This window comes from Nocardioides allogilvus (assembly GCF_003047285.1).
Taxonomy (GTDB): Bacteria; Actinomycetota; Actinomycetes; order Propionibacteriales; family Nocardioidaceae; genus Nocardioides; species Nocardioides allogilvus.
On record NZ_PZYX01000004.1, the window covers coordinates 209,263 to 229,662 of the forward strand.

Genomic DNA, 20,400 nt, shown 5'->3' on the forward strand with positions numbered 1-20,400 from the left:
CAGCCGTGAGGAGACAGATGTACGACGACAAGCTGGCCCGGATCCGCAAGCTGCTCGCGCAGGCGGAGGACCCCGCGGCGACCACCGCCGAGGCGGAGGCGTTCAACGCCAAGGCCGCAGAGCTGATGGCGCGCCACGGTGTCGACGCCGCGCTGCTCGCGGCCGCCGACCCGGGTCGCGAGGTGGTCGGCGACCTGACCGTCGAGCTGCTGGCGCCGTACGCCTATGAGAAGGGCACGCTCGGCGCGGCTGTCGCGCGCGGCCTGCGCTGCAGTGCCGTCCTGCGCAAGCAGCGCGGTGGCGGCGAGACCGCCCACTCGCTGCACCTGTTCGGCCACACGACCGACCTGGTGCTGGCCGAGATGCTGCTGACGAGCCTGATGGTGCAGGGCACCGGCGAGCTCACCCGCCGACCGGTGCCGCGCGGCGAGCACCCCGCGGCCTACCGGCGCACCTGGTGGCTCGGCTTCGCCTCCGCGATCGGGCGCCGACTGGAGGAGGCCGAGGCGGCAGCCGCCCGCGACTCGGAGGCCGACTTCGCCGCGGCCGGCACGTCGGCGGCGCTGGTGCTGGCCGACCGGGCGACCCTCGCCGAGCGCTCGGCCGCCGAGGTCTACCCCCGGCTGCGCACCGCGCGGCCGCGCTACCTCTCCGGCGGTGGCATCGCCGACGGCCACGCTGCCGGTGAACGGGCCGACCTCGGCCGCGCCACCCGCGTCGGCGCCACCGATCGCAAGCGGCTCGGCTGATCGGTCAGGGCTTCGCTGCGCTCGACCGGCGCTGGAGCTCCACCGTCATCGCGATCATGCCGTCGATCATCCGGTCGCGGTCGAGCTCGGTCGGGGTGATGAGCTGCCCGAGCACGAAGCGCACCACCAGCTCGGCGCTCACCTCGGTGGCGTCGCGGTCGAGATCGGGCCACCTCTCCAGCATCATCTCGACCACCCGCCGGCGGACCGGCTTGATGATCGCGTGGGTCTGCACGGTGAGCAGGGGGATCAGGCCGTCGGTCGACCCGGCCTGCGCGTCCTTCACCATCCGGCCCAGGATGCGGTGCCCGGCCATCTCGTCGAGCAGCCACACGAGGGAGGAGCGCATCGCCTCGTCATAGCGCTCGGCACCCGACATCCGTCCCTCGATCCCCGCGAGGAAGCGGGACACCTCGCGCTCGAACAGGGCCGTCACGAGGTCGTCCTTGGAACCGAACTCGTTGTAGATCGTCTGCCGGCTGACACCCACCTCGTCGGCGAGGTCGACCATCCGCACCTGGGTCCAGGAGACCTCAGCCGCGCGGGACCAGGCGGCGTCGAGGATCGAGGAGCGCAACAGGCTGTGCACGCGCTCGCGGAACAGGCCCCCGGTCCGCGCCTCAGTCGGCTCTCTCATGGCGCAATCGTGACACGCGGAAGTGGCTCAGGAAAAACCGATCAGCCCTGGCTGACGATGCGCTCGGCCGCCGGCTCGTCTCGCGATCACGCCTCGGGCTTGGGGTGATCGGGGAGGTCGGTCGCGTCGTCCTGGTCGACGAGGACGGCACGACAGAAGTCCTCGCCGAACGGCGTGAGGTTGATCGAGCGACGCAGGACCTTGGCGTGCCGCACGGACTTCATCGCCTCGATCACGTCGGGCTGGGCCTCGAGCACCTGGTACTCCATCGGGTCCCTGACCAGCTCGCGGGAGAACCACACCATCCCGAGCCGGAACAGGTTGTGCAGGTAGGACGGGACCTGGTCGACGTAGCGACAGCCCGCCCGGGGCCCGATCATCGTCAGGCCGGGCTTGACCAGCGTCGAGCTGACCATGCCGACGGCCCCACCGGTGCGTACGTCGACGCTGGGCTGCGGCCCGCCACGCATCAGCAGCACGAGCACCCGCGCCTCGTCGGGGGCCAGCTCCTCGAGGATGCGTGCGTAGGCGGGGTGGGCGGCGTCGGTGCGCCAGACGTCGCGGCTGCGCTCGAGCAGCTCGGTGCCGCGCTCGCGCAGGCTGGGCACGCGGCGCAGCATCCGCTCCCCCGCGTCCTGCAGGGGCGTGGTCCGCTGCTGGCCCGGTGCCAGCACGGGGTCGGCCAGCTCCCCGAACGAGTCGCCGATCTGGGCGAGGATCTCCGGGAGCGGGGCGCCCGCGGAGAGCGCCCGCGTGACGTCGGAGACGAGGTGGGCGGTCTTGCCGACGTCCTTGACGAGGGCCTGCGCCTCCTCCCGGTCGGTGGTGGCGCGAGCCAGCCGGCCGGCGACCCTGGCCGAGGTCATCAGGCCCCACTCGGTGCCGTGCAGCCAGGTCGACGCCGCGAGTCGGGCCAGCCCCGGCACGTCGGTCATCCCGGGTCCGATCGGCTCGGGGACGTGCACCGGCCCGTCGTCGTCGCTGTTGTCGAGCTCGATCGTCATCCGCCACCCACTCCAAAGATCGCCAAGTGCACCAGCCCACCAGCAAAGCCCATGATGGCGCCATGGGCGTAGAGCATCCACTCGTCCTCCTTGAAGGCCGAGCGCATCATCTCCACGAACTCCTCGGGCGGCAGGGCCTTGGTGCGCTCGGAGAACAGCTGCTGGATCCGCACGCCCTGCTGGCGGCTGAACTCCGGGTCGCGGAACGGGCGGACGGTCTGCAGCATCGCCTCCTCGGCGAAGGAGTCCTTGATGTTGTCGTAGGACCGGCGCCCGATCGCGATCCGGGCGGCCGCCCGCAGTGGGCCGGCGGCCTTGTCGATCGCCGGGCCGAGGGCACCGACGAGCATCTGCCGGGTGCGATCACCGCGCGGACCGTCGAGCAGGAAGTCGCCGATGCGCTCGAGGGTGACGACCTCGTCGGCGATCAGCCGCGCATAGATCTCCGCAGCCTCGTCCTGACGGCGCAGGAAGAGCCCGTGGAAGCGGAAGCCGAAGTAGCGCTTCGGCACCAGCGGCTCGAAGATCAGCCACATGCCGAGCTTGTTGGTGATCCACCCGACCAGGATGCCGAGCACGGGCAGCAGCCACGCCTGGTGGAACCAGTGGTCGGCGAACGCGACCGGGACACCGAGCAGGAAGCCGAAGATGGCACCGAAGTGGACCATCATCCGCAGCTCGTGGGCGCCGATGTCGCGGAAGACCCGGACGACGAGCTCGGGGTGCTCGCGGAAGTGGTTGATGATCATCAGCTTGGGGTCGAGCAGCTGGTCGATGTGCTCACCGATCTGCCCGGTCACCGACCGCGCCACGGCGGGCAGCTGCAGCTGCACGCGCGAGACGAGGGCGCGCTTGCCGACGGCGGGCAGGTCACGCCAGAGGCTGGGGTGCTCGCGCCGCATGACCGAGTCGACGAGCTCGGGCAGCTCGGGTTCGAAGACCTTGACGATGTGGTCGGCGATCCGGTCGGGCTCGAGCTGCTCGTAGAAGTCGGCGGGCGTGCCGATCTTGGCGATCGCCTTGTCCACCGCGATGCTGCCCATCTTGGCGGCGCGGGCCGGCACGATGCCCTGCCAGCCGATGCCGCCGGTGAGCAGGCCGGGGATCTCCTGGATCTTGTGCGGCGCGCGACGCGTCAGCTCAGCCAGACCGCGAACCCTCACCCCGTGGAAGTGGATCGGGAAGAACAGCATCCACAGCCCGGTGAGGTTGATGAGCCAGCCGATCGCGGCGGTGAACAGCGGGATCGAGGCGAAGGCCAGCCACTCCATCGGCGTGTCGATCCGCTGCAGCGTCCAGTCCACGTGCAGCAACCAGTCCCAGACGTCTGCCACGGTCACAACTCCACTCACGGCCGGGGCCCGGCCTGTCAGGCGCACCCTAGGGCCTCCACACACACGCCACGAGTGACTACGACAATATGGTGTACAAATAGCGCCCATTCGTCAAGCAACGCGGGTGCGGAGCCCCGGACTGCGGGCTTTCCTGACATCGTGGAGGCCATGACCGTCACGATGCATTCCGACGCCTGGCTGGTCGTGATCGATCCGCAGCGCATCTTCGCCTCGCCCGACAGCCCGTGGGGATCGCCGATGTTCACCGACATCCTCGATCCCGTACGGCGCCTCGCGGCCGTCGCAGGCGACCGCACCGTGGTCACCCGCTGGGTGTCCCCCGACCCGGCGCAGGGCAGCTGGGCGCCGTACCTCCAGGCGTGGCCGTTCGCCGACGTGCCGAGCGACGACCCGCTCTTCGACGTCGTCGACGAGCTGTCGGACCTGGCGGGGACGGTCGTCACGGCGACCACCTTCGGCAAGTGGGGGCCCGCGCTCGCCGAGGTCACCGGTCCGACACCGCGGCTCGTGATCGCGGGCGTCGCCACCGACTGCTGCGTCATCTCCACCGCCCTGGCAGCCGCGGACGCTGGCGCCACCGTGACGATCGTGTCCGACGCCTGCGCCGGCTCGACGCCGGAGAACCACCGGTCGGCGCTGGCCGTGATGGGCCTCTACCCACCGCAGATCACCATCGCGACCACCGCCGAGGTGCTCGCGTGACACGCGTGATCCACACCGGTCAGGCGCTCGTCGACGTCGTGATCGAGGTGCCCGACCTGCCCGAGCGTGGGCAGAACGTGATGGCCACCTCCGTCACCGACTACGCCGGCGGCGCGGTGACGGTGCTGGTCGCGGCCGCGCGGTCGGGTGCCCGGTGCGTGCACGCCGGCGCCCACGGCACCGGACCGCACGGCGACCTCGTGCGCGAGGCGCTCGCGGCGGAGGGGGTCGAGCTGAGCGCGCCCCCGATCAGCGGCCACGACACCGGCATCTGCGTCGTGCTGATCGAGCCGAGTGCCGAGCGCACCTTCGTCACCACCCTCGGCGCCGAGCGCGAGATCACGTCCGAGTCGCTCGCGACGTCGGCGCCGCAGCCCGGGGACCTCGTGTGCGTCACCGGGTTCTCGCTCGCGCTCGAGCAGACCGGCAAGCCGCTCCTGGCCTGGCTGCGCACCCTGGACGCCGGCGTCGTCGTGGTGCTCGACCCGGGCTCGGCCTTCGCCGGCCTGTCCCCGCACGTGCGGACCGAGATGCTCGCCCTCACCGACGTCTGGTCGAGCAACCTGGAGGAGGCTGCCGACATCCTGGGCACGCCCCAGGCCGACGACCTGGCCGCCGTGACTGCCGCGGTCGCCCCGCTCCTGCGCGGGGATGCGATCACGATCGTCCGCGACGGAGCGGCCGGCTGCGCCGTACTCGTCGACGGCGAAGCTGTCCTCGTGCCGGGCTTCCCGCAGACGCCCCTGGACACCAACGGTGCCGGCGACACCCACACGGGAGCCCTGCTGGCCGAGGTGGCCGCGGGCACCCCCTGGGTCGAGGGCTGCCGCCGGGCCAATGCCGCAGCGGCGATCAAGGTGACACGACGCGGCCCCGCGACTGCGCCCACCGCCGCCGAGGTCGACGCGTTCCTGGCGGAGCAGGCGTGAACCTGCCCGTCCTGCAGGCCGACTGCTCGCAGTGCTTCGCGCTGTGCTGCGTGCTGCTGCCCTTCCAGAAGGGCGAGAGCTTCCCGGAGACGAAGCCGAGCGGCGTGCCGTGCCACAACCTCGACGACCGCGACCGCTGCGGGATCCACGCGACCCTGCGCGAGGACGGCTGGTCCGGCTGCGTGGCCTTCGACTGCTTCGGCGCCGGCCAGCAGGTCGCGCAGGTGACCTACGGCGGGGTCTCGTGGCGCGAGGGCGGCAACCTCGGCGAGATGGCGGCGGTGCTCTCGGTGATGCGCCAGCTGCACGAGATGCTCGCGCTGCTCGACGAGGCCGTACGGCGCAGCGCCGGCCCCGCAGGCCCGTGGCTCGAACGCGTCGTGGGCCTGGTCGGCGGCACCCCCGAGGAGCTGCTCGCCCTCGACATCGACCAGCTCCGGCTCGAGGTGGGCGCGGTGCTCGGCGAGGCGAGCCGCGGCGTCCGTGCGCACTGGACCGACGCGCTCGACCTGACCGGTCAGGACCTCGCCGGGCGCGACCTGCGCGAGCTCGACCTGCGTGGCGCAGCGCTGCGCGGGGCGGTGCTCCTCGGCGCCGACCTGCGTGGCTGCGACCTCACCGATGCGGACCTGCTCGGGGCCGACCTCCGCGGCGCCGACGCCCGTGGGGCGGAGCTGTCGGAGGCGCTGTTCCTCACCGTCGCGCAGCGCGCGGTGCTCCGGGTCTGACCCGGGCCGGGCTCAGGGCTGGCGCCAGACCACGACCGACTGGCCGGCGGCCGAGTGGCGCAGCACGGGCAGCGTGTTGGGGTGGACTGCCCCCGCGGCCGCGCGGGCCTGGCGTAGCGCCGCCCGGGTCGCCTCCAGCTCGGCGACGAGGTCCTCGTTGCGGTGGCGCAGGGCGGTGACCTGGTTGTCGAGCTCGAGGATGCGGCGCACGCCCTCGATCCCGGTGCCGTGGGCCGTCAGGTCGGCGATCTCACGCAGCAGCTCGAGGTCGTGGTGGGAGTAGCGCCGGCCGCCGCCCGGCGTGCGCCTGGGCGTGATCAGCCCCATCCGCTCGTAGGCACGCAGGGTCTGCGGGTGCAGCCCGGTGAGCTCGGCCGCCACGCTGATGACGTAGACGGCCGCGTCGGGCGAGGGGGTGCCGAAGGTGTTCACTGGGCGTCCCGGAAGAGCTGATCACGCACCGGCGTCGACGCAGTGGCGGCGCGGTAGGTCGCGAGCGCCTCGCGGGCAGCCTCGTCGAGGGTGGCCGGCACGACGACCGCGATCGTGGCGAGCAGGTCGCCGTGGGTGCCGTCGGGCTTGCGGGCGCCCTTGCCGCGGACACGGAAGGTCCGGCCGTTGGGGGTGCCGGCCGGCACCTTCAACGTGACCGGGGCGCCACCGAGGGTCGGGATCTTGATGTCGCCACCCAGCGCGGCCTCGTCGAACGAGACCGGCACCTCGATGGTGAGGTTGTCGCCCTTGCGTCCGAAGACCGGGTGGCCGGCCACCTTGATCGCGACGATGAGGTCGCCCGCCGGGCCACCGCTCTCGCCCGGGGAGCCCTTGCCACGGAGCCGGATCTTCTGGCCGTCCTTGACCCCGGCCGGGATCCGCGCCTGGACCGTGCGCGCGGAGGTGCCACGACCGGTGCCGTGACAGACCGGGCACGCCTCGTCGTAGACGAGCTGGCGACCGTGGCAGGTCGGGCAGGTCTCATTCATCGAGAACGCACCGCCCACCCCGGCCACGACGTAGCCGGCGCCCTCGCACTCGGGACAGATGTGGGGTCGGGTGCCGGGCTTGCCACCGGTGCCCTTGCAGGTGGGGCAGGCCGCATCCGAGGTCAGGCGCAGCGAGATCGTCGTGCCGTCGAGGGCGTCGACGAACCCGATCGTGGTCGTGGCCTCGAGGTCGGCGCCCTTGCGGGGCCGGGCCTGGCGCTGCTGGCGGGCTCCGCCACCACCGAAGAGGTCGCCGAACATGTCGCCGAAGCCGGCGCCACCGGCCTGGTCGCGCAGCAGGTCGTTGATGTCGAACCCGCCCTGGCCGGCGCCCCCGCGGTTGAAGCCGCCGAAGCCGCCACCGCCTGCGGTGAGCGCGCGGAACTCGTCGTACTTCTTGCGCTTGTCCGCGTCGCCCACGACGTCGTAGGCCTCCGCCACCGACTTGAAGGTGTCGTGCTTCTTGGCGTCGTCGGGGTTGGAGTCGGGGTGGTTGGCGCGCGCGAGCTTGCGGTAGGCCTTCTTGATGTCGTCGGCCGTCGCGTCCTTGCTCACGCCGAGCACGGCGTAGAAGTCCTTGGCAGCCCAGTCGTTGCGGAACCCGTCGTTCTTGTCAGCCATGCGCTCACCTCCTCCTCGTGGGTCGGGTCTGCTGGGACGTCATGGGGACCGGTCGTTCGGACGACCACTCCCCATGACGTTGTGATCGGTCGGTCAGCTCTCGGGCGTCTCGGGGTCGACGACGAGCACCTGCGCGGCGCGCACCACCCGGTCGTTGATCTTGTAGCCGGCCTTGGCCACCACCTTCGCGGTCACCACCTCGACGTCCGGGTCGGTGCCGAGGTGGCTCAGCGCCTCGTGCAGCGTCGGGTCGAACGCCTCGCCCGGCTCGCCGAAGCGGGTCAGGCCGAGCCCGTTCACGATCCGCTCGAGCTGCTCGGCCACGGCCTTGAGGCCGCCCTCGAGCTCACCGTGCTCACGCGCGCGGTCGATCGTGTCGAGCACCTCGACGATCGGCTGCAGGACCTTGTACGTCGCGTTCTCGGCGATCAGGCCACGGTCGCGGTCGACACGGCGCTTGTAGTTGAGGAACTCCGCCTGCAGGCGCTGCAGGTCGGTCGTGCGCTCCGCCAGCTGCTCCTCGACCGACGCGACCTGCTCGACCTCAGCGACGTCCTGGGGCTCGAGCGGACCCCCCTCCTCGAGGAGGTTGTCGATGCCGCTGATCTCCTCGGCGTGCGGGTCGACCGGGGTGTCGGCGCCGGCCGAGGCCGAGGCGCCCTCAGCGGGCACCTCGACCTCGGTCTCGTTCGCCATCTCGGCTGCTTCGTCCCCGAAGGATGAAGTCACTTGGACTCACCCTCGGCGGTCGCACCGTCCGACGAGTCGTCGGCGGGCTCGTCGACGATCTCGGCGTCGACGATGTCGTCGGCCTGGTCGTCGCCAGCACCCTCGGTCGCGTCGCCGGCGTTGTCGGCCTCGGCGGCGGCGTACATCGCGGCGCCCATCTTCTGGCTGGACTCACCGAGCTTGGTGACACCGGCCGTGAGGTCCTCGGCCGAGGCGTCCTCCTTGGCCAGGGTCTCCTTGAGCGCGTCGACGTCGGCCTGGACCTCGGTCTTCACGTCCTCGGGGATCTTCTCGCCGTTCTCGGTGAGGAACTTCTCGGTCGAGTAGACGAGGCTGTCGGCCTGGTTGCGGACCTCGATGGCCTCGCGACGCTTGGCGTCCTCCTCGGCGTACTGCTCGGCCTCCTTGACCATGCGGGCGACCTCGTCCTTGGACAGGGCCGAACCGCCGGAGATCGTCATCGACTGCTCGCGACCGGACGCGTGGTCCTTCGCGGAGACGTGCACGATGCCGTTGGCGTCGATGTCGAAGGTGACCTCGATCTTCGGGATCCCGCGCGGGGCCGGCGGCAGCCCGGTCAGCTCGAAGTTGCCGAGCGGCTGGTTCTGCGACCAGAGCTGGCGCTCGCCCTGGGCGACCTTGATCTCGACCGACGGCTGGTTGTCGTCGGCGGTGGTGAAGATCTCCGAGCGCTTGGTCGGGATCGTGGTGTTGCGCTCGATGAGGTTGGTCATCACGCCGCCCTTGGTCTCGATGCCGAGGGAGAGCGGGGTGACGTCGAGGAGCAGCACGTCCTTGACCTCGCCCTTGAGGACGCCGGCCTGGAGGGCGGCGCCGACGGCGACGACCTCGTCAGGGTTGACGCCCTTGTTGGGCTGCTTGCCGCCGAGCAGCTCGGTGACGAGATCGGAGACGGCCGGCATGCGGGTCGAGCCACCGACGAGCACGACGTGGTCGATCTTGCTGACCTCGACGCCGCCGTCCTTGAGCACCGACTTGAAGGGCTCGCGGGTGCGGTCGAGGAGGTCGGCGGTGAGCTTCTGGAACTCGCTGCGCGTCAGCTTCTCCTCGAAGTGCAGCGGGCCGCCCTCGCCGTGGGTGATGTAGGGCAGGTGGATCGTGGTCTCGCTCGAGGACGACAGCTCGATCTTGGCCTTCTCGGCGGCCTCCTGGAGGCGCTGCTTGGCGATCTTGTCGGCCGCGAGGTCGACGCCGTTGTTGTCCTTGAACTTCTTGACCATCCACTCGACGACCCGGTTGTCCCAGTCGTCGCCACCGAGGTGGTTGTCACCGGAGGTCGCCTTGACCTCGACGACGCCCTCGCCGATCTCGAGCAGGGACACGTCGAACGTGCCGCCACCGAGGTCGAAGACCAGGATCGTCTGGTCGTCGCCCTTGTCGAGGCCGTAGGCCAGCGCGGCCGCGGTCGGCTCGTTGACGATGCGCGAGACGTTGAGGCCCGCGATCTCGCCGGCCTCCTTGGTCGCCTGGCGCTGGGCGTCGGAGAAGTAGGCGGGGACCGTGATGACGGCGTCGGTGACGGTCTCACCGAGGTAGGCCTCGGCGTCGCGCTTCAGCTTCTGCAGGATGAACGCGCTGATCTGCTGGGGCGTGAAGTCCTTGTCGTCGATCTTCTGCTTCCAGTCAGTGCCCATGTGGCGCTTGACGGAGCGGATGGTGCGATCGACGTTGGTGACGGCCTGCCGCTTGGCGACCTCACCGACGAGGACCTCACCGGACTTGGCGAACGCGACCACCGACGGGGTGGTGCGAGCGCCTTCTGCGTTGGCGATGACGGTGGGTTCTCCACCTTCGAGGACGGAGACGACGGAGTTCGTCGTCCCGAGGTCAATGCCGACCGCACGAGCCATGGGGTGTACCTCCTGGGATACAGAGTGTTTTTGCGTCTGTTGCGATGTCTGGGTGTTGGCGCAACGCCATCTTGCCGCGACAGCGACGAGTCTGGCAAATAAGTTGAGTCGATTCAACTCAAGTCTGTTCAGGGGCTCCAACGCAGGACCAGTCGTCCTTGTTCCGGGCCCGACGACTTTTCCCAACTGCCTGCGCCACCCCGTTCCTGGTCGCACACTTCTGGGGTGATCCTGCGAGCCGACGTGCGCCACCTCGTGGTGGTGGCGCTCGCCGTACTCCTCGTCACGTCGGTGCTGCTGACCGCGCGGGCCCGCGGAGCGGACGCCGCCCTGTGCGAGCGGCACGCCACCGACGCGGCGGCCCGCGCCCAGCTCGTGACGGGCAGCGGCACCCCGATCGCGGTCATCGGCGACTCGTGGACCGTCGGCCTGGGGCTGGACGACCTCGGCGACTCCTGGCCCAGCGAGCTCGCGGCCCGGGTCACGGTCGCCGGCTTCTCCGGCTCGGGCTTCAGCCGGCGCGCCAGCCACTGCGGCAACCGCGCCTTCGCCACCCGCGTCGCCGCCACCCGGGGTGCCGACCTCGTCGTGGTGGCGGGCGGCCTCAACGACGTCGACCAGCCGACGGCCGACATCCGCGCGGGCTTCCGCTCGCTCATGGACTCCCTCGAGGGGCGTCGCGTCGCCGTCGTCGGACCCGCGTCCGCACCGTCGCGGGCCGCCCGCGTCGCGCGGGTCGACGCCACGCTGGCCGCGCTGTGCGAGGAGTACGGCGTCGCCTACCTCGACACCAGCGCGTGGGAACTCTCCTACCTGTCCGACCGGCTGCACCTCACCCGCGCCGGCCACGCGGCGTACGGCAAGCGCGTCGCGAGCGAGCTCGCAGCCCGCGGTCTCCTGGGCTGAGGCTGGGGTGCGCGGCCGCCTGTCCCGCAGGTAGGTAACCAGTTACCTACCGCGCGCTGAGGGCGCGCAGCCACACGGGCAAGGCCGTGACGGTCTGCGTGACGGTCGGGCGAGGCTGGGGAGGCTGGGGACGGCTGGTTATGTTCGAGACATGACTTCCGTTCCCAGCCTCCCGCTCCACGACGGCACTTCGATCCCGCAGCTCGGCTTCGGCGTCTACCAGGTGCCGCCGGCCGAGACCGCCGCGACCGTGCTGACGGCCTTCGAGGTCGGCTACCGCCACATCGACACGGCGCAGATGTACGAGAACGAGGAGGGCGTCGGTGCGGCCATCAAGGACTCCGGGCTCGCGCGCGACGACCTCTACATCACGACGAAGCTCAACAACGGCTTCCACCTCCCCGACGACGCACGCCGGTCACTCGAGGAGTCGCTGACCCGGCTCGGGCTCGACCAGGTCGACCTCTTCCTCATCCACTGGCCGCTGCCGACGCGCTACGACGGCGACTTCGTCTCCACGTGGGAGACGCTGGTCGCGCTGCAGGAGGAGGGCAAGGCACGCTCGATCGGCGTCTCCAACTTCCAGCCCTCCCACCTCGACGAGATCGTCGCGAAGACCGGCGTCGTCCCCGTCGTCAACCAGGTCGAGGTGCACCCGTTCTTCGCCAACGAGGACGTCCGCGCGACCAACGCACGCCACGGCGTGGTCACCGAGGCGTGGTCGCCGATCGCGCAGGGCAAGGTCAACGACGACCACGTGATGGGCGAGCTCGCCTCGCTCGTCGGGAAGTCGCCGGCCCAGGTCGCCCTGCGCTGGCACCTCCAGCGCGGCGACGTCGTCTTCCCCAAGTCGATGCACCGCGAGCGGATGCAGCAGAACTTCGACCTCTTCGACTGGTCGCTTCCCGACACGCACATGGCAGCGATCGACGAGCTCGACGCCGGCGCGGCCGGGCGCCTCGGTCCCGACCCCGACCTGTTCGACTACATCCCCCACTGAGTCGGGCGCCAACCTCACGGTGCAGGCGTCGCCGTACGCCCGCACCAGTAGTCACGGCCCTGAGCCACCGCCGACCAGTCGCCACTCGCCATCCCGCTCGGCAAGCGAGTAGAACCAGGTCAGCCTGCCGGGTGGGATGGAGCCGTCGTCGCTTCCGGAAGTCGTGAGGACAGTGGAATAGGTGACTTCACCAGCACGCAGGCCGGCGGGCTCGCCGATCGGCTCGAACGCACTGACCTCCACCGCCTCGCAGAGCTCCCCGTTGCCGACGGTGAACGTGTCAGTGCCGAGTGCCTGCGCGGTGACGCAGTCCTCGGCGAGGAGGGCCCGCAGGTAGGTCTCGAGGACCACGGCGTGTGATGCGTCAGCCTGGGGCGGCGGGACGGCACGGACGAAACCCCATGATCCGCTCGCCGTCCGCAACGTCATGGGGACCGGTCGTCCGAACAACCGGTCCTCATGACGTTAGCGCGGAGCCACCCTCAGACCCCGAGGGACGTCGTCCACTGCGTCAGCAGGTGGGTCAGCCGCGTCCGCTCGAGGTCAGAGAACCCCGCGAGCAGGCGTTCCTCGTTGGCGAAGTGGATCCCGACCACCTCGTCCACCAGGGCTCGGCCTGGCTCGGTGAGGGCGATGCGACGTACGCGCCCGTCGTGCTCGACACGCTCGCGGGTCACGAGGCCGGCGGCAGCCAACCGGTCGACGCGCTTGGTCACGGTGCCCGAGGTGATCATCGTGGTCTCGGCGAGCTGACCGGGGGTCAGCGCGAACGGCGAGCCGGCGCGACGCAGCGCGGCGAGCACGTCGAAGTCCCCGTCGCTCAGGCCCGCCTGCTCGAACACGGGGCGGAGCTCGGTGTGCAGGGCGTCCGCCAGCCGGTGGAGACGGCCGATGATGCCCATCGCGCTGGTGTCGAGGTCGGGGCGCTCGCGCGCCCACTGGGCTTGCAGCCGGCCGACATGGTCGAGGTCGCCATTCACGAATCGGAATATATCTTCCTCGGCAGATATTGTCTCTTCTGTGGAAACTATTCTTCGGAGCCGGTTCGGGATCATCCTCCTGACGGCGATCGCACCGGCGGCGTGGGGCACGACCTACATCGTCACCGAGCAGTTCCTGCCCCCGGACCGGCCGCTCTTCGCGGCGCTCGTCCGGGCCCTGCCCGTCGGCCTCGTGCTGCTCGCCTGGCGACGCCAGCTGCCGCGTGGCGACTGGTGGTGGAAGGCCACGGTGCTGGGCCTGTTCAACATCGGTCTGTTCTTCCCGCTGATCTTCGTCGCGGCCTACTACCTCCCCGGCGGGCTCGCCGCGACCATCCAGGCGACCTCACCGCTGGCCGTCATGGCGCTGGCCTGGCTCCTGATCGGCGAGCGAGCCGCCGCGGCGCGCATCGTCGCCGCGGTCATCGGCCTCGCCGGCGTCACGCTCCTCGTCCTGCAGAGCCCCGACGGCGTGACCACGCTCGGGCTCGCAGGCGCTTTCGGCTCGGTGGCCGTCAGTGCGCTCGGCTTCGTGCTGATCAAGCGCTGGACCCCGCCGGTCGACATGCTCACCCTCGTCTCCTGGCAGCTCGTCGTCGGCGGCCTGGCCCTGCTGCCCGTCGCACTCCTCGTCGAGGGCGCACCCCCGGCCGTCGACGTCACCGCCGTGCTCGGCTACGCCTGGATCGCGATCTTCGGCACCGGCCTCGCCTACGTCTGCTGGTTCACCGGCCTGCGCGCCATGCCGGCCGGCGCCGTGTCGCTGATCGGCCTGATCAACCCGGTGGTGGGTACGGCGCTGGGCGTCGCGTTCGCCCACGAGGTGTTCGGCCCCATGCAGGCGCTGGGCGTGCTGCTCGTCCTCGGCGGCGTGGTGCTCGGCCAGCGCGTGACCCGTCGTCCGGCACCCGCTCCTCCGGAGCCGGTGGCAGACGTCGGCGACCGGGCGTTGACAATGACCAGGTGAGTTCCGGGGACACCGAGCGCGTGGACGCGGCCTTCCGTCTCCGTGACGTCGCACTGTCGGCGTACGCGCCCTCCATCGTCAGTGCGATCGGGCACGGCGCGGTCCTGCCGGTCCTGGCGCTGCGCGCCCTCGACCTCGGCGCGGACGTCCCGACTGCCGCCTTCATCGTCGCCCTGCTGGGCGTCGGCAGCCTGCTCGCCTCCCTGCCCGCCGGCGCCCTCGTCGCGCGGATCGGTGAGCGCCGGGCCCTGACCACGGTCGGGTCGCTCGACGCGGTCGCGATGGCCTTCGCCGCCCTCACCGACTCGGTCGTCGCGCTCGGGCTGGCCGTGCTGCTCAGCGGCATGACCTGGACCGTCTTCATGATGGCGCGACAGGGCCACCTCATCGATGCCGTCCCGCTGGCCTTCCGTGCGCGGGCGATGGCCGCGCTCGGTGGCAGCATGCGGATCGGGGTGCTCGTCGGACCGCTGCTCGGCGCCGGCCTGATCCACCTCGGCGGGCTGACCTGGGTCTTCTGGCTGGCCGCCGCGATGTCGCTGGCGTCGGCGCTGCTGGCCCGCTCGATGCCCGACCTCGGCTCCGAGCACCGCGGTGCGACGCCGCACCTCTCGGTCGTGTCGGTGCTGATGGAGCACCGGCGCACGCTGCTCACGATCGGCGTCGCGGTCGTCATCATCTCGGCCAGTCGCGCACTGCGCATCGGCCTGCTGCCGCTGTGGGCCGAGCACGTCGGCCTGTCCGCGAGCACGACCTCGCTGATCTTCGGCGCGGCCGCAGCCGTCGACCTCGTGTGCTTCCTGCCGGGCGGCTGGCTGATGGACACCTACGGGCGGTTCGTCGTCGCCGTACCCGTCGTCGCGACCACGGCCCTCGCCTGCCTGTTGCTGCCCCTCGCGACGAGCGCGGTCACGGTCGCCGCGGTGATGGCGCTGATGGCCGTCGGCAACGGCCTCGGCGCCGGCATCGTGATGACCCTGGGCGCCGACACCGCGCCGATCGAGGGACGCGCGCAGTACCTCGGCGGCTGGCGGCTGTGCGGCGACATCGGGCTCTCCGGAGGCGCGCTGCTCGTCAGCCTCGCCGCAGCCGCGGCGCCGCTGGCGGCCGCCTGCCTGGTGATGGGCGCCGGGGCTGCGCTCGGGACGGTGTGGGTCGGCTACTTCACCCGGCGACTGGACCTCAGCCGACGGTGACGACGACCTCGTTGGAGACGAGGTCCTTGTCGGTGTCGATGACGCGGAAGGTGTTCTCGCCGGTCTGGCCGGTCTGCACGTAGGTCGAGAACGTCTGGTTGTTCACCGACGCCGTCACCGGGAAGTCCTCCCAGCTGCCGTCCTCGAGCCGCTGCACCTGGAGGATCGCGCCCTCGCCGGTGGGGTAGCTGCCGGTGAGGTCGATCTGCTGCATCGCACTGACCGACTGCTGGCCTGCGGAGAGCTCGATCTCCTTGCTGCTCGCGTCGGACGGGTCGACGGGCGCGGCGGTGGTCGACGCCGGGCTCTCCGGCACCACCGTGTCCGAGGTGATCGTGGGCTCCGGCAGGTAGAGCGAGCCGCTGCTCGTGGCGCTGCCCGCCGACGAGGCAGTCGTGTCACCGTCGAGACCGAGGACCTTGCTGCCGACGAGAGCGGCCAGGCCGCCGATGATGCCGATCACCGCGGCGACGGCGACCAGCGCGATCAGGCCGGTCAGGACCGGGCGGTCCTCGGTGTCGACCACGTGACTCTCCTCGTTGCAGGCTGGGGTGGCCGCCATTGTCGCCGACGGCCGGTCAGGAGCCCAAGCCGGCTCAGAAGCCGCGGGTCCACACGACGTCGTCGACGATGCCGCGCGAGCGCCAGCCGAGCGGCGTACGCACGAGGTCGTGGTGGTAGTAGCCGCCCACCTCCCACAGCTTCTCCGTCCCGTCGGGGTCGGTGCTCACCATCGGGTTCGTGAAGTACGCCGTCGCGCGGGCCGCATCCCCGTCGAGCTCGATCGACACCTGGCCGATGAGGTGCTGGAAGCGGTCGAAGCCCGCCAGCCCCTTCTCGATCCACGGGACCACGACGGCGGGCACGTCCTTGGGGCCGCCGACGATCGAGTAGTCGAGCACCGCGTCGTCGGTGAACACGTGCGCGAGGTCCTCGAAGGAGCGCGTGTCGACCGCTCGCGTGTAGCGCGTGATGAGGTCGGTGATCTCCTGGCGGTCGCTGAGCTCCTGCAGGTCCATGGCGCGAGCCTAGAACACGTTCTAGTGTGTGGCCATGAGATTCACGTATGCCGAGGCGATGACCCAGGCGAAGTTCTACGCCCCGCTCGCCCAGGCCGCCGAGGCCGCGGGCTACACCTCGATGACGGTGGCCGACTCGCTGATCTATCCACGCGAGTCGGACTCGAGCTATCCCTACACCGACACCGGCGACCGGGAGTTCCTCGAGGACAAGGAGTTCGTCGAGACGATGGTGATGTGCGCGCACCTCTTCGCGGTCACCTCGACACTGCGGCTCACGCCGTTCGTTCTCAAGCTCCCTGTCCGGCCGCCGGTGCTCGTCGCTAAGCAGGCGTCGTCGCTGGCCTTCCTCTCCGACAACCGCCTGGGGCTGGGCGTCGGGCTGTCGCCGTGGCCAGAGGACTTCGCGACCCTCGGCGTCCCGTGGGAGCGCCGCGGCAAGCGGATGGACGAGTGCATGGACGTCCTGCGCGGGCTGACGTCGGGCGAGTTCTTCGGCTACGACGGGGAGTTCTACAGCTTTCCCGCGCTCAAGCAGAGTCCGGCGCCGACGGCACCGATCCCCCTCCTGGTCGGCGGCCACAGCGATGCGGCGCTGCGCCGCGCCGTACGCAAGGGAGACGGCTGGATGCATGCCGGCGGGGACGGGGAGGAGCTCGACCGGCTGCTCACGCGGCTGGCTTCGATTCGGGCCGAGGAGGGGGACACGCGCGACGACTTCGAGGTGCACGTCATCTCCTACGACGCCTACGACCCCGACGGCGTGAAGCGGCTCGAGGACCGCGGGGTCACCGACTGCATCGTCGGCTTCCGGGTCCCCTACATCCTGGGCCCGGACACCGAGCCGCTCGCGAAGAAGGTCGAGCACCTGGAGCGCTACGCCGAGTCGGTGATCTCGCGTGTCTCTTGACCTGTTCCGCGACGCGATCGAGGAGGCGGAGCAGCTCATCCGCAACCCGCCCTTCGACATCACCGAGCAGGAGCTCGCCGAGGGGCTCGACTACCTCGCCGGCTCGATCCGCTCGGCGATCCAGATGGCGTTCGACCACGACCTCGAGCACCCCGTTCTGATCAACCCGACGCACCAGTACTCACGCCAGGGGCTCGACAACCCCGACGCGGTCTACTTCAACGCCAACCTCACCTCCGACGCGTCGTACGTCGTCTCGGGGCGCCGCGGCACGACCGCCGACCTGTCCTTCCAGATCATGAGCGGGGGCTACACGTCCTCGGGGACACCGGACACGCTCGCCGCCTTCGACGACCGCTCGCTCCCCGTCGCCGACGACGGGACCTTCGAGTGGCGGTTCGGGCCGGAGCTCGGACTCCGGAAGGGCTCGACGCTGATCGTCCGCGAGGTCTACTCCGACTGGCTGGCGGAGGACCGGGGCACCCTGCGCATCCAGCGCCTCGACACCGCCGGGGTCCCACGCGCTCCGGTCTCGGTCGAACGGATCGAGAAGAGGTACGCCGTCGCGGCGAAGCTGCTCACCGGACGGCTGGCCACGTGGTTCGCGTTCCCGGAGTGGTTCACATACAAGGAGCCCGTCAACACGCTGACCGCCCCGGCCACGACGCCCGGCGGCCTGCCCACGCAGTTCTCCTCCATCGGGCACTACGCGCTCGCCGACGACGAGGCTCTCGTGGTCTCGGTGCCGGCCAGCGCGGCGCCGTACCAATCGATCCAGGTCGGCTCGAAGTGGTACGTCTCGACGGACTACGAGCACCACCAGACGTCGCTGACGCGCGCGCAGTCGCACGTCGACGACGACGGGATGCTGCGCTACGTCATCTCCGCGCAGGACCCGGGGCTGGCGAACTGGCTGGAGACGACCGGGCACGCGGCCGGCGTGATGATGCTGCGCTGGCAGCGGACGGACCAGGCTCCCGGTGGGCCGACGGTGTCGGTCGTGCCGTTCTCCTCGCTCGCGTCGATGGCGTCGCTGGCCCACCAGCGCGTGACGCCTGCCGAGTACGCCGCGCGGATCGAGGCGCGGCAGGTCGGGATCGCGCGGCGGATGATCTCGTGAGTGGGTCGTCTGCGCCGCAACCCTCGACGCAGAACTGAAACACGTTCTAGTCTGACGCCATGACGCTCCTCCAGGACAAGGTGATCGTGCTCTCCGGTGTCGGCCCGGGGTTGGGCCGTGCCCTCGGCGAGGAGGCTGCGCGGATGGGCGCCGACCTCGTGCTGGCGAGCCGCACCGAGCGGCGGCTGGAGAAGATGGCAGCCGTCGTCGGCGAGCTGGGGCGCCGGGCCCTCGTCGTACCGACCGACATCACCGATGAGGCGCAGCGTGCCGCCCTCGTCGAGCGAGCGCTGGCGGAGTTCGGGCGGGTCGACTGCCTGATCAACAACGCGTTCGGGATCCCGCCGATGGACCCGCTGACGACGCTCGACCTCGACGGCCTGCGCGCCGCGCAGGAGACCAACGTCTTCGCCCCACTGCGGCTGAGCGCACTGTTCGCCGACGCCCTCGCGGCGAGCAGCGGGTCGATCATCAACATCAGCTCGTGCGTGGTCTACACCTCGCAGCCGGAGTACAGCGGCTACAAGCTGTCCAAGGGCACCCTCCAGCACCTCAGCTCCAGCCTCGCGACCGAGCTCGGCCCGCGCGGCATCCGGGTCAACTCGGTCGCGCCGTCCTACATCTACGAGGACGTCAACAAGGCCTACTTCGACTGGATCGCGTCGGAGTCGGGCCGCACCCACGACGAGGTCTACGCCGAGAAGGCCGCGCCGACCGACCTCAAGCGGCTCGCGACGGCCGACGAGGTCGCGCGGGCGACGCTCTTCCTCGCCAGCGACCTGGCCAGCGCGGTCAGCGGGCAGACGCTCAACGTCGACTGCGGCGAGTTCCACTCGTGAGAGTGCGTGACGATGTCGGCACCCTCGACGACATCACCGCGACGGCCGTTCGTACGACCGGGCTCAGCGACTTCGGCGACGACACCCACGAGGAGGGACTGGGGGTTCTCCTCCAGGACTACGCCAGCGCCTCCGGCCTGACCGGCGTCGGCAACTACCGCATGCGCGGCATGGTCAAGGGCCTGCTCGTCGCGAAGCTGATGGCGCAGCAGGGCTTCAGCGCCAACCCCGCGGTGAAGGACGTCGCGATCGATAGGCCGGTCTTCATCATGGGCCTCCCCCGATCCGGCACGACGCTGCTGCAACGCCTCCTGACGGCGGACCCGGCACACCAGGGCCTCGAGCAGTGGCTCGCCGACCTGCCGCAGCCCCGCCCGCCGCGCGACACCTGGGAGAGCGACCCGATCTTCGGCGCGATGCAGGCGGGCTACGCCGCGTTCCACGAGGCCAACCCCGAGCTCGCCGGGCTGCACTACTCCGACGCGGCGTCGCACGAGGAGTGCTGGCGGCTGCTGCAGCACACCGGCCGCTCGGTCGCCTTCGAGACGCAGGCCTTCACCCCGGGCTACTCCGCCTGGCTTGCCGGGCAGGACTGGACGCCCGCCTACGAACGGCACCGCGCACTGCTGCAGCTGATCGGCCTCAACGACACCGAGAAGCGCTGGATCCTCAAGAACCCCAGCCACCTCGTCGCGCTCGATGCGATCAAGGCGGTCCACCCCGACGCGGTCGTCGTCGTCACGCACCGCGACCCGGTCGCGTGCACGGCGTCGATGTGCTCGCTGGCCGCCGCCTCGACCCGCGGCACCTCGGACGTCTTCGTCGGCGACACCATCGGTCGCACCCAGCTCGACCTGCTCGCGCGTGAGCAGGCGGCCTTCCGCGCGAGTCCGCACTCGGGCGACGTGGTCGACGTGGCCTACGACGACCTCGTCGCCGACCCGCTCACGACCGTGCGCGGGGTGTACGGCGCTGCCGGGCTCGAGTGGAGCGACGCCGGCGCCGCAGCGGTGTCGGCGGAGCTGGCGCGGTCGCGCAGCGGCGTACGCGCCCCGAAGCATGCCTACGACCTGGCCGACTACGGCCTCACCGAGGCGCAGGTGCGCGACGTCCTGACCGAGTAGTTCGCCTCGGTCTCGACACGGCGCTGGCGCG

23 protein-coding genes are annotated in these 20,400 nt (G+C 70.9%); 12 read left to right on the forward strand and 11 right to left on the reverse strand.

Features of this window, described 5'->3' with window-relative positions; genetic code table 11:
- The first annotated feature begins 17 nt into the window (after window positions 1–17).
- Window positions 18–749: a DUF2786 domain-containing protein gene (locus C9J87_RS09195; protein ID WP_107705354.1), complete on the forward strand. Its 732-nt coding sequence runs from the start codon at window positions 18–20 to the stop codon at window positions 747–749.
- Between the two features lie 4 nt (window positions 750–753).
- Here the strand turns inward: C9J87_RS09195 and C9J87_RS09200 are convergent, their stop codons facing one another.
- From C9J87_RS09200 to C9J87_RS09210, 3 genes are all read right to left on the reverse strand, one after another.
- Window positions 754–1,386 carry a TetR/AcrR family transcriptional regulator gene (locus tag C9J87_RS09200; protein WP_010834287.1) on the reverse strand — a complete coding sequence of 211 codons (633 nt, stop codon included), beginning with the start codon at window positions 1,384–1,386 and terminating at the stop codon, window positions 754–756.
- A gap of 86 nt (window positions 1,387–1,472) precedes the next feature.
- Window positions 1,473–2,390, reverse strand: a complete 918-nt coding sequence (locus C9J87_RS19935) for an Abi-alpha family protein (RefSeq protein ID WP_010834288.1) — start codon at window positions 2,388–2,390, stop codon at window positions 1,473–1,475.
- Window positions 2,387–3,724: a DUF445 domain-containing protein gene (locus C9J87_RS09210; protein ID WP_232211526.1), complete on the reverse strand. Its 1,338-nt coding sequence runs from the start codon at window positions 3,722–3,724 to the stop codon at window positions 2,387–2,389. The genes C9J87_RS19935 and C9J87_RS09210 overlap by 4 nt, the downstream gene beginning before the upstream one ends.
- Before the next feature lie 168 nt (window positions 3,725–3,892).
- Here C9J87_RS09210 and C9J87_RS09215 point away from each other — a divergent pair, with 168 nt between their 5' ends.
- Genes C9J87_RS09215 through C9J87_RS20215 form a run of 3 tightly spaced genes read left to right on the forward strand, consistent with a single transcriptional unit; the run spans window position 3,893 to window position 6,104 of the window.
- Window positions 3,893–4,447, forward strand: a complete 555-nt coding sequence (locus tag C9J87_RS09215) for a cysteine hydrolase family protein (RefSeq protein WP_232820007.1) — start codon at window positions 3,893–3,895, stop codon at window positions 4,445–4,447.
- A complete protein-coding gene (locus C9J87_RS09220; protein ID WP_107705355.1) occupies window positions 4,444–5,376 on the forward strand; it encodes a PfkB family carbohydrate kinase in 933 nt (310 codons plus the stop codon). The genes C9J87_RS09215 and C9J87_RS09220 overlap by 4 nt, the downstream gene beginning before the upstream one ends.
- Entirely contained in the window at window positions 5,373–6,104 is a 732-nt protein-coding gene (locus C9J87_RS20215) for a pentapeptide repeat-containing protein (RefSeq protein WP_010834292.1), read from the forward strand. The genes C9J87_RS09220 and C9J87_RS20215 overlap by 4 nt, the downstream gene beginning before the upstream one ends.
- A gap of 12 nt (window positions 6,105–6,116) precedes the next feature.
- Here the strand turns inward: C9J87_RS20215 and C9J87_RS09230 are convergent, their stop codons facing one another.
- From C9J87_RS09230 to dnaK, 4 genes are all read right to left on the reverse strand, one after another.
- Window positions 6,117–6,536: a heat shock protein transcriptional repressor HspR gene (locus C9J87_RS09230; RefSeq protein WP_010834293.1), complete on the reverse strand. Its 420-nt coding sequence runs from the start codon at window positions 6,534–6,536 to the stop codon at window positions 6,117–6,119.
- Complete coding sequence (gene dnaJ / locus C9J87_RS09235) at window positions 6,533–7,708, reverse strand: molecular chaperone DnaJ (RefSeq protein WP_010834294.1); 1,176 nt, start codon at window positions 7,706–7,708, stop codon at window positions 6,533–6,535. Before dnaJ ends, C9J87_RS09230 begins: the two co-directional genes overlap by 4 nt.
- 93 nt (window positions 7,709–7,801) lie before the next feature.
- The gene (gene grpE, locus C9J87_RS09240; RefSeq protein ID WP_010834295.1) at window positions 7,802–8,404 is read right to left on the reverse strand and encodes a nucleotide exchange factor GrpE; all 603 of its coding nucleotides are present in this window, start codon (window positions 8,402–8,404) and stop codon (window positions 7,802–7,804) included.
- A 29-nt stretch (window positions 8,405–8,433) separates the two neighbouring features.
- Entirely contained in the window at window positions 8,434–10,308 is a 1,875-nt protein-coding gene (gene dnaK, locus C9J87_RS09245) for a molecular chaperone DnaK (protein ID WP_010834296.1), read from the reverse strand.
- 225 nt (window positions 10,309–10,533) lie between these two features.
- Here dnaK and C9J87_RS09250 point away from each other — a divergent pair, with 225 nt between their 5' ends.
- Together C9J87_RS09250 and C9J87_RS09255 are read left to right on the forward strand one after the other, a co-directional pair.
- Entirely contained in the window at window positions 10,534–11,214 is a 681-nt protein-coding gene (locus tag C9J87_RS09250; RefSeq protein ID WP_157953166.1) for an SGNH/GDSL hydrolase family protein, read from the forward strand.
- A gap of 151 nt (window positions 11,215–11,365) precedes the next feature.
- On the forward strand, window positions 11,366–12,214 hold the full coding sequence (locus tag C9J87_RS09255; protein WP_107705357.1) for an aldo/keto reductase: 849 nt from the start codon (window positions 11,366–11,368) through the stop codon (window positions 12,212–12,214).
- A 51-nt stretch (window positions 12,215–12,265) separates the two neighbouring features.
- Here the strand turns inward: C9J87_RS09255 and C9J87_RS09260 are convergent, their stop codons facing one another.
- On the reverse strand, window positions 12,266–12,565 hold the full coding sequence (locus C9J87_RS09260; RefSeq protein WP_107705358.1) for a hypothetical protein: 300 nt from the start codon (window positions 12,563–12,565) through the stop codon (window positions 12,266–12,268).
- 131 nt (window positions 12,566–12,696) lie between these two features.
- Window positions 12,697–13,194: a MarR family winged helix-turn-helix transcriptional regulator gene (locus tag C9J87_RS09265; RefSeq protein WP_198652321.1), complete on the reverse strand. Its 498-nt coding sequence runs from the start codon at window positions 13,192–13,194 to the stop codon at window positions 12,697–12,699.
- Between the two features lie 40 nt (window positions 13,195–13,234).
- On the opposite strand from C9J87_RS09265, the gene C9J87_RS09270 reads away from it, so the two are divergent.
- A complete protein-coding gene (locus tag C9J87_RS09270) occupies window positions 13,235–14,161 on the forward strand; it encodes an EamA family transporter (RefSeq protein WP_232820008.1) in 927 nt (308 codons plus the stop codon).
- A complete protein-coding gene (locus C9J87_RS09275) occupies window positions 14,158–15,357 on the forward strand; it encodes an MFS transporter (protein ID WP_107705359.1) in 1,200 nt (399 codons plus the stop codon). Before C9J87_RS09270 ends, C9J87_RS09275 begins: the two co-directional genes overlap by 4 nt.
- Here the strand turns inward: C9J87_RS09275 and C9J87_RS09280 are convergent.
- Complete coding sequence (locus tag C9J87_RS09280; RefSeq protein ID WP_107705360.1) at window positions 15,344–15,883, reverse strand: hypothetical protein; 540 nt, start codon at window positions 15,881–15,883, stop codon at window positions 15,344–15,346. The genes C9J87_RS09275 and C9J87_RS09280 overlap by 14 nt on opposite strands.
- Before the next feature lie 70 nt (window positions 15,884–15,953).
- Window positions 15,954–16,376: a nuclear transport factor 2 family protein gene (locus C9J87_RS09285; protein ID WP_107705361.1), complete on the reverse strand. Its 423-nt coding sequence runs from the start codon at window positions 16,374–16,376 to the stop codon at window positions 15,954–15,956.
- 34 nt (window positions 16,377–16,410) lie between these two features.
- Between C9J87_RS09285 and C9J87_RS09290 the strand changes: the two genes are divergently transcribed.
- Genes C9J87_RS09290 through C9J87_RS09305 form a run of 4 tightly spaced genes read left to right on the forward strand, consistent with a single transcriptional unit; the run spans window position 16,411 to window position 20,369 of the window.
- On the forward strand, window positions 16,411–17,286 hold the full coding sequence (locus tag C9J87_RS09290) for a TIGR03619 family F420-dependent LLM class oxidoreductase (protein ID WP_107705362.1): 876 nt from the start codon (window positions 16,411–16,413) through the stop codon (window positions 17,284–17,286).
- Complete coding sequence (locus tag C9J87_RS09295) at window positions 17,276–18,406, forward strand: hypothetical protein (protein WP_010834307.1); 1,131 nt, start codon at window positions 17,276–17,278, stop codon at window positions 18,404–18,406. Before C9J87_RS09290 ends, C9J87_RS09295 begins: the two co-directional genes overlap by 11 nt.
- Window positions 18,407–18,465: 59 nt before the next feature.
- Window positions 18,466–19,245, forward strand: coding sequence for an SDR family oxidoreductase (locus C9J87_RS09300; RefSeq protein WP_010834308.1), 780 nt, complete (start codon window positions 18,466–18,468; stop codon window positions 19,243–19,245).
- Between the two features lie 2 nt (window positions 19,246–19,247).
- Window positions 19,248–20,369, forward strand: a complete 1,122-nt coding sequence (locus tag C9J87_RS09305) for a sulfotransferase family protein (protein ID WP_232820009.1) — start codon at window positions 19,248–19,250, stop codon at window positions 20,367–20,369.
- Window positions 20,370–20,400: the final 31 nt, after the last annotated feature.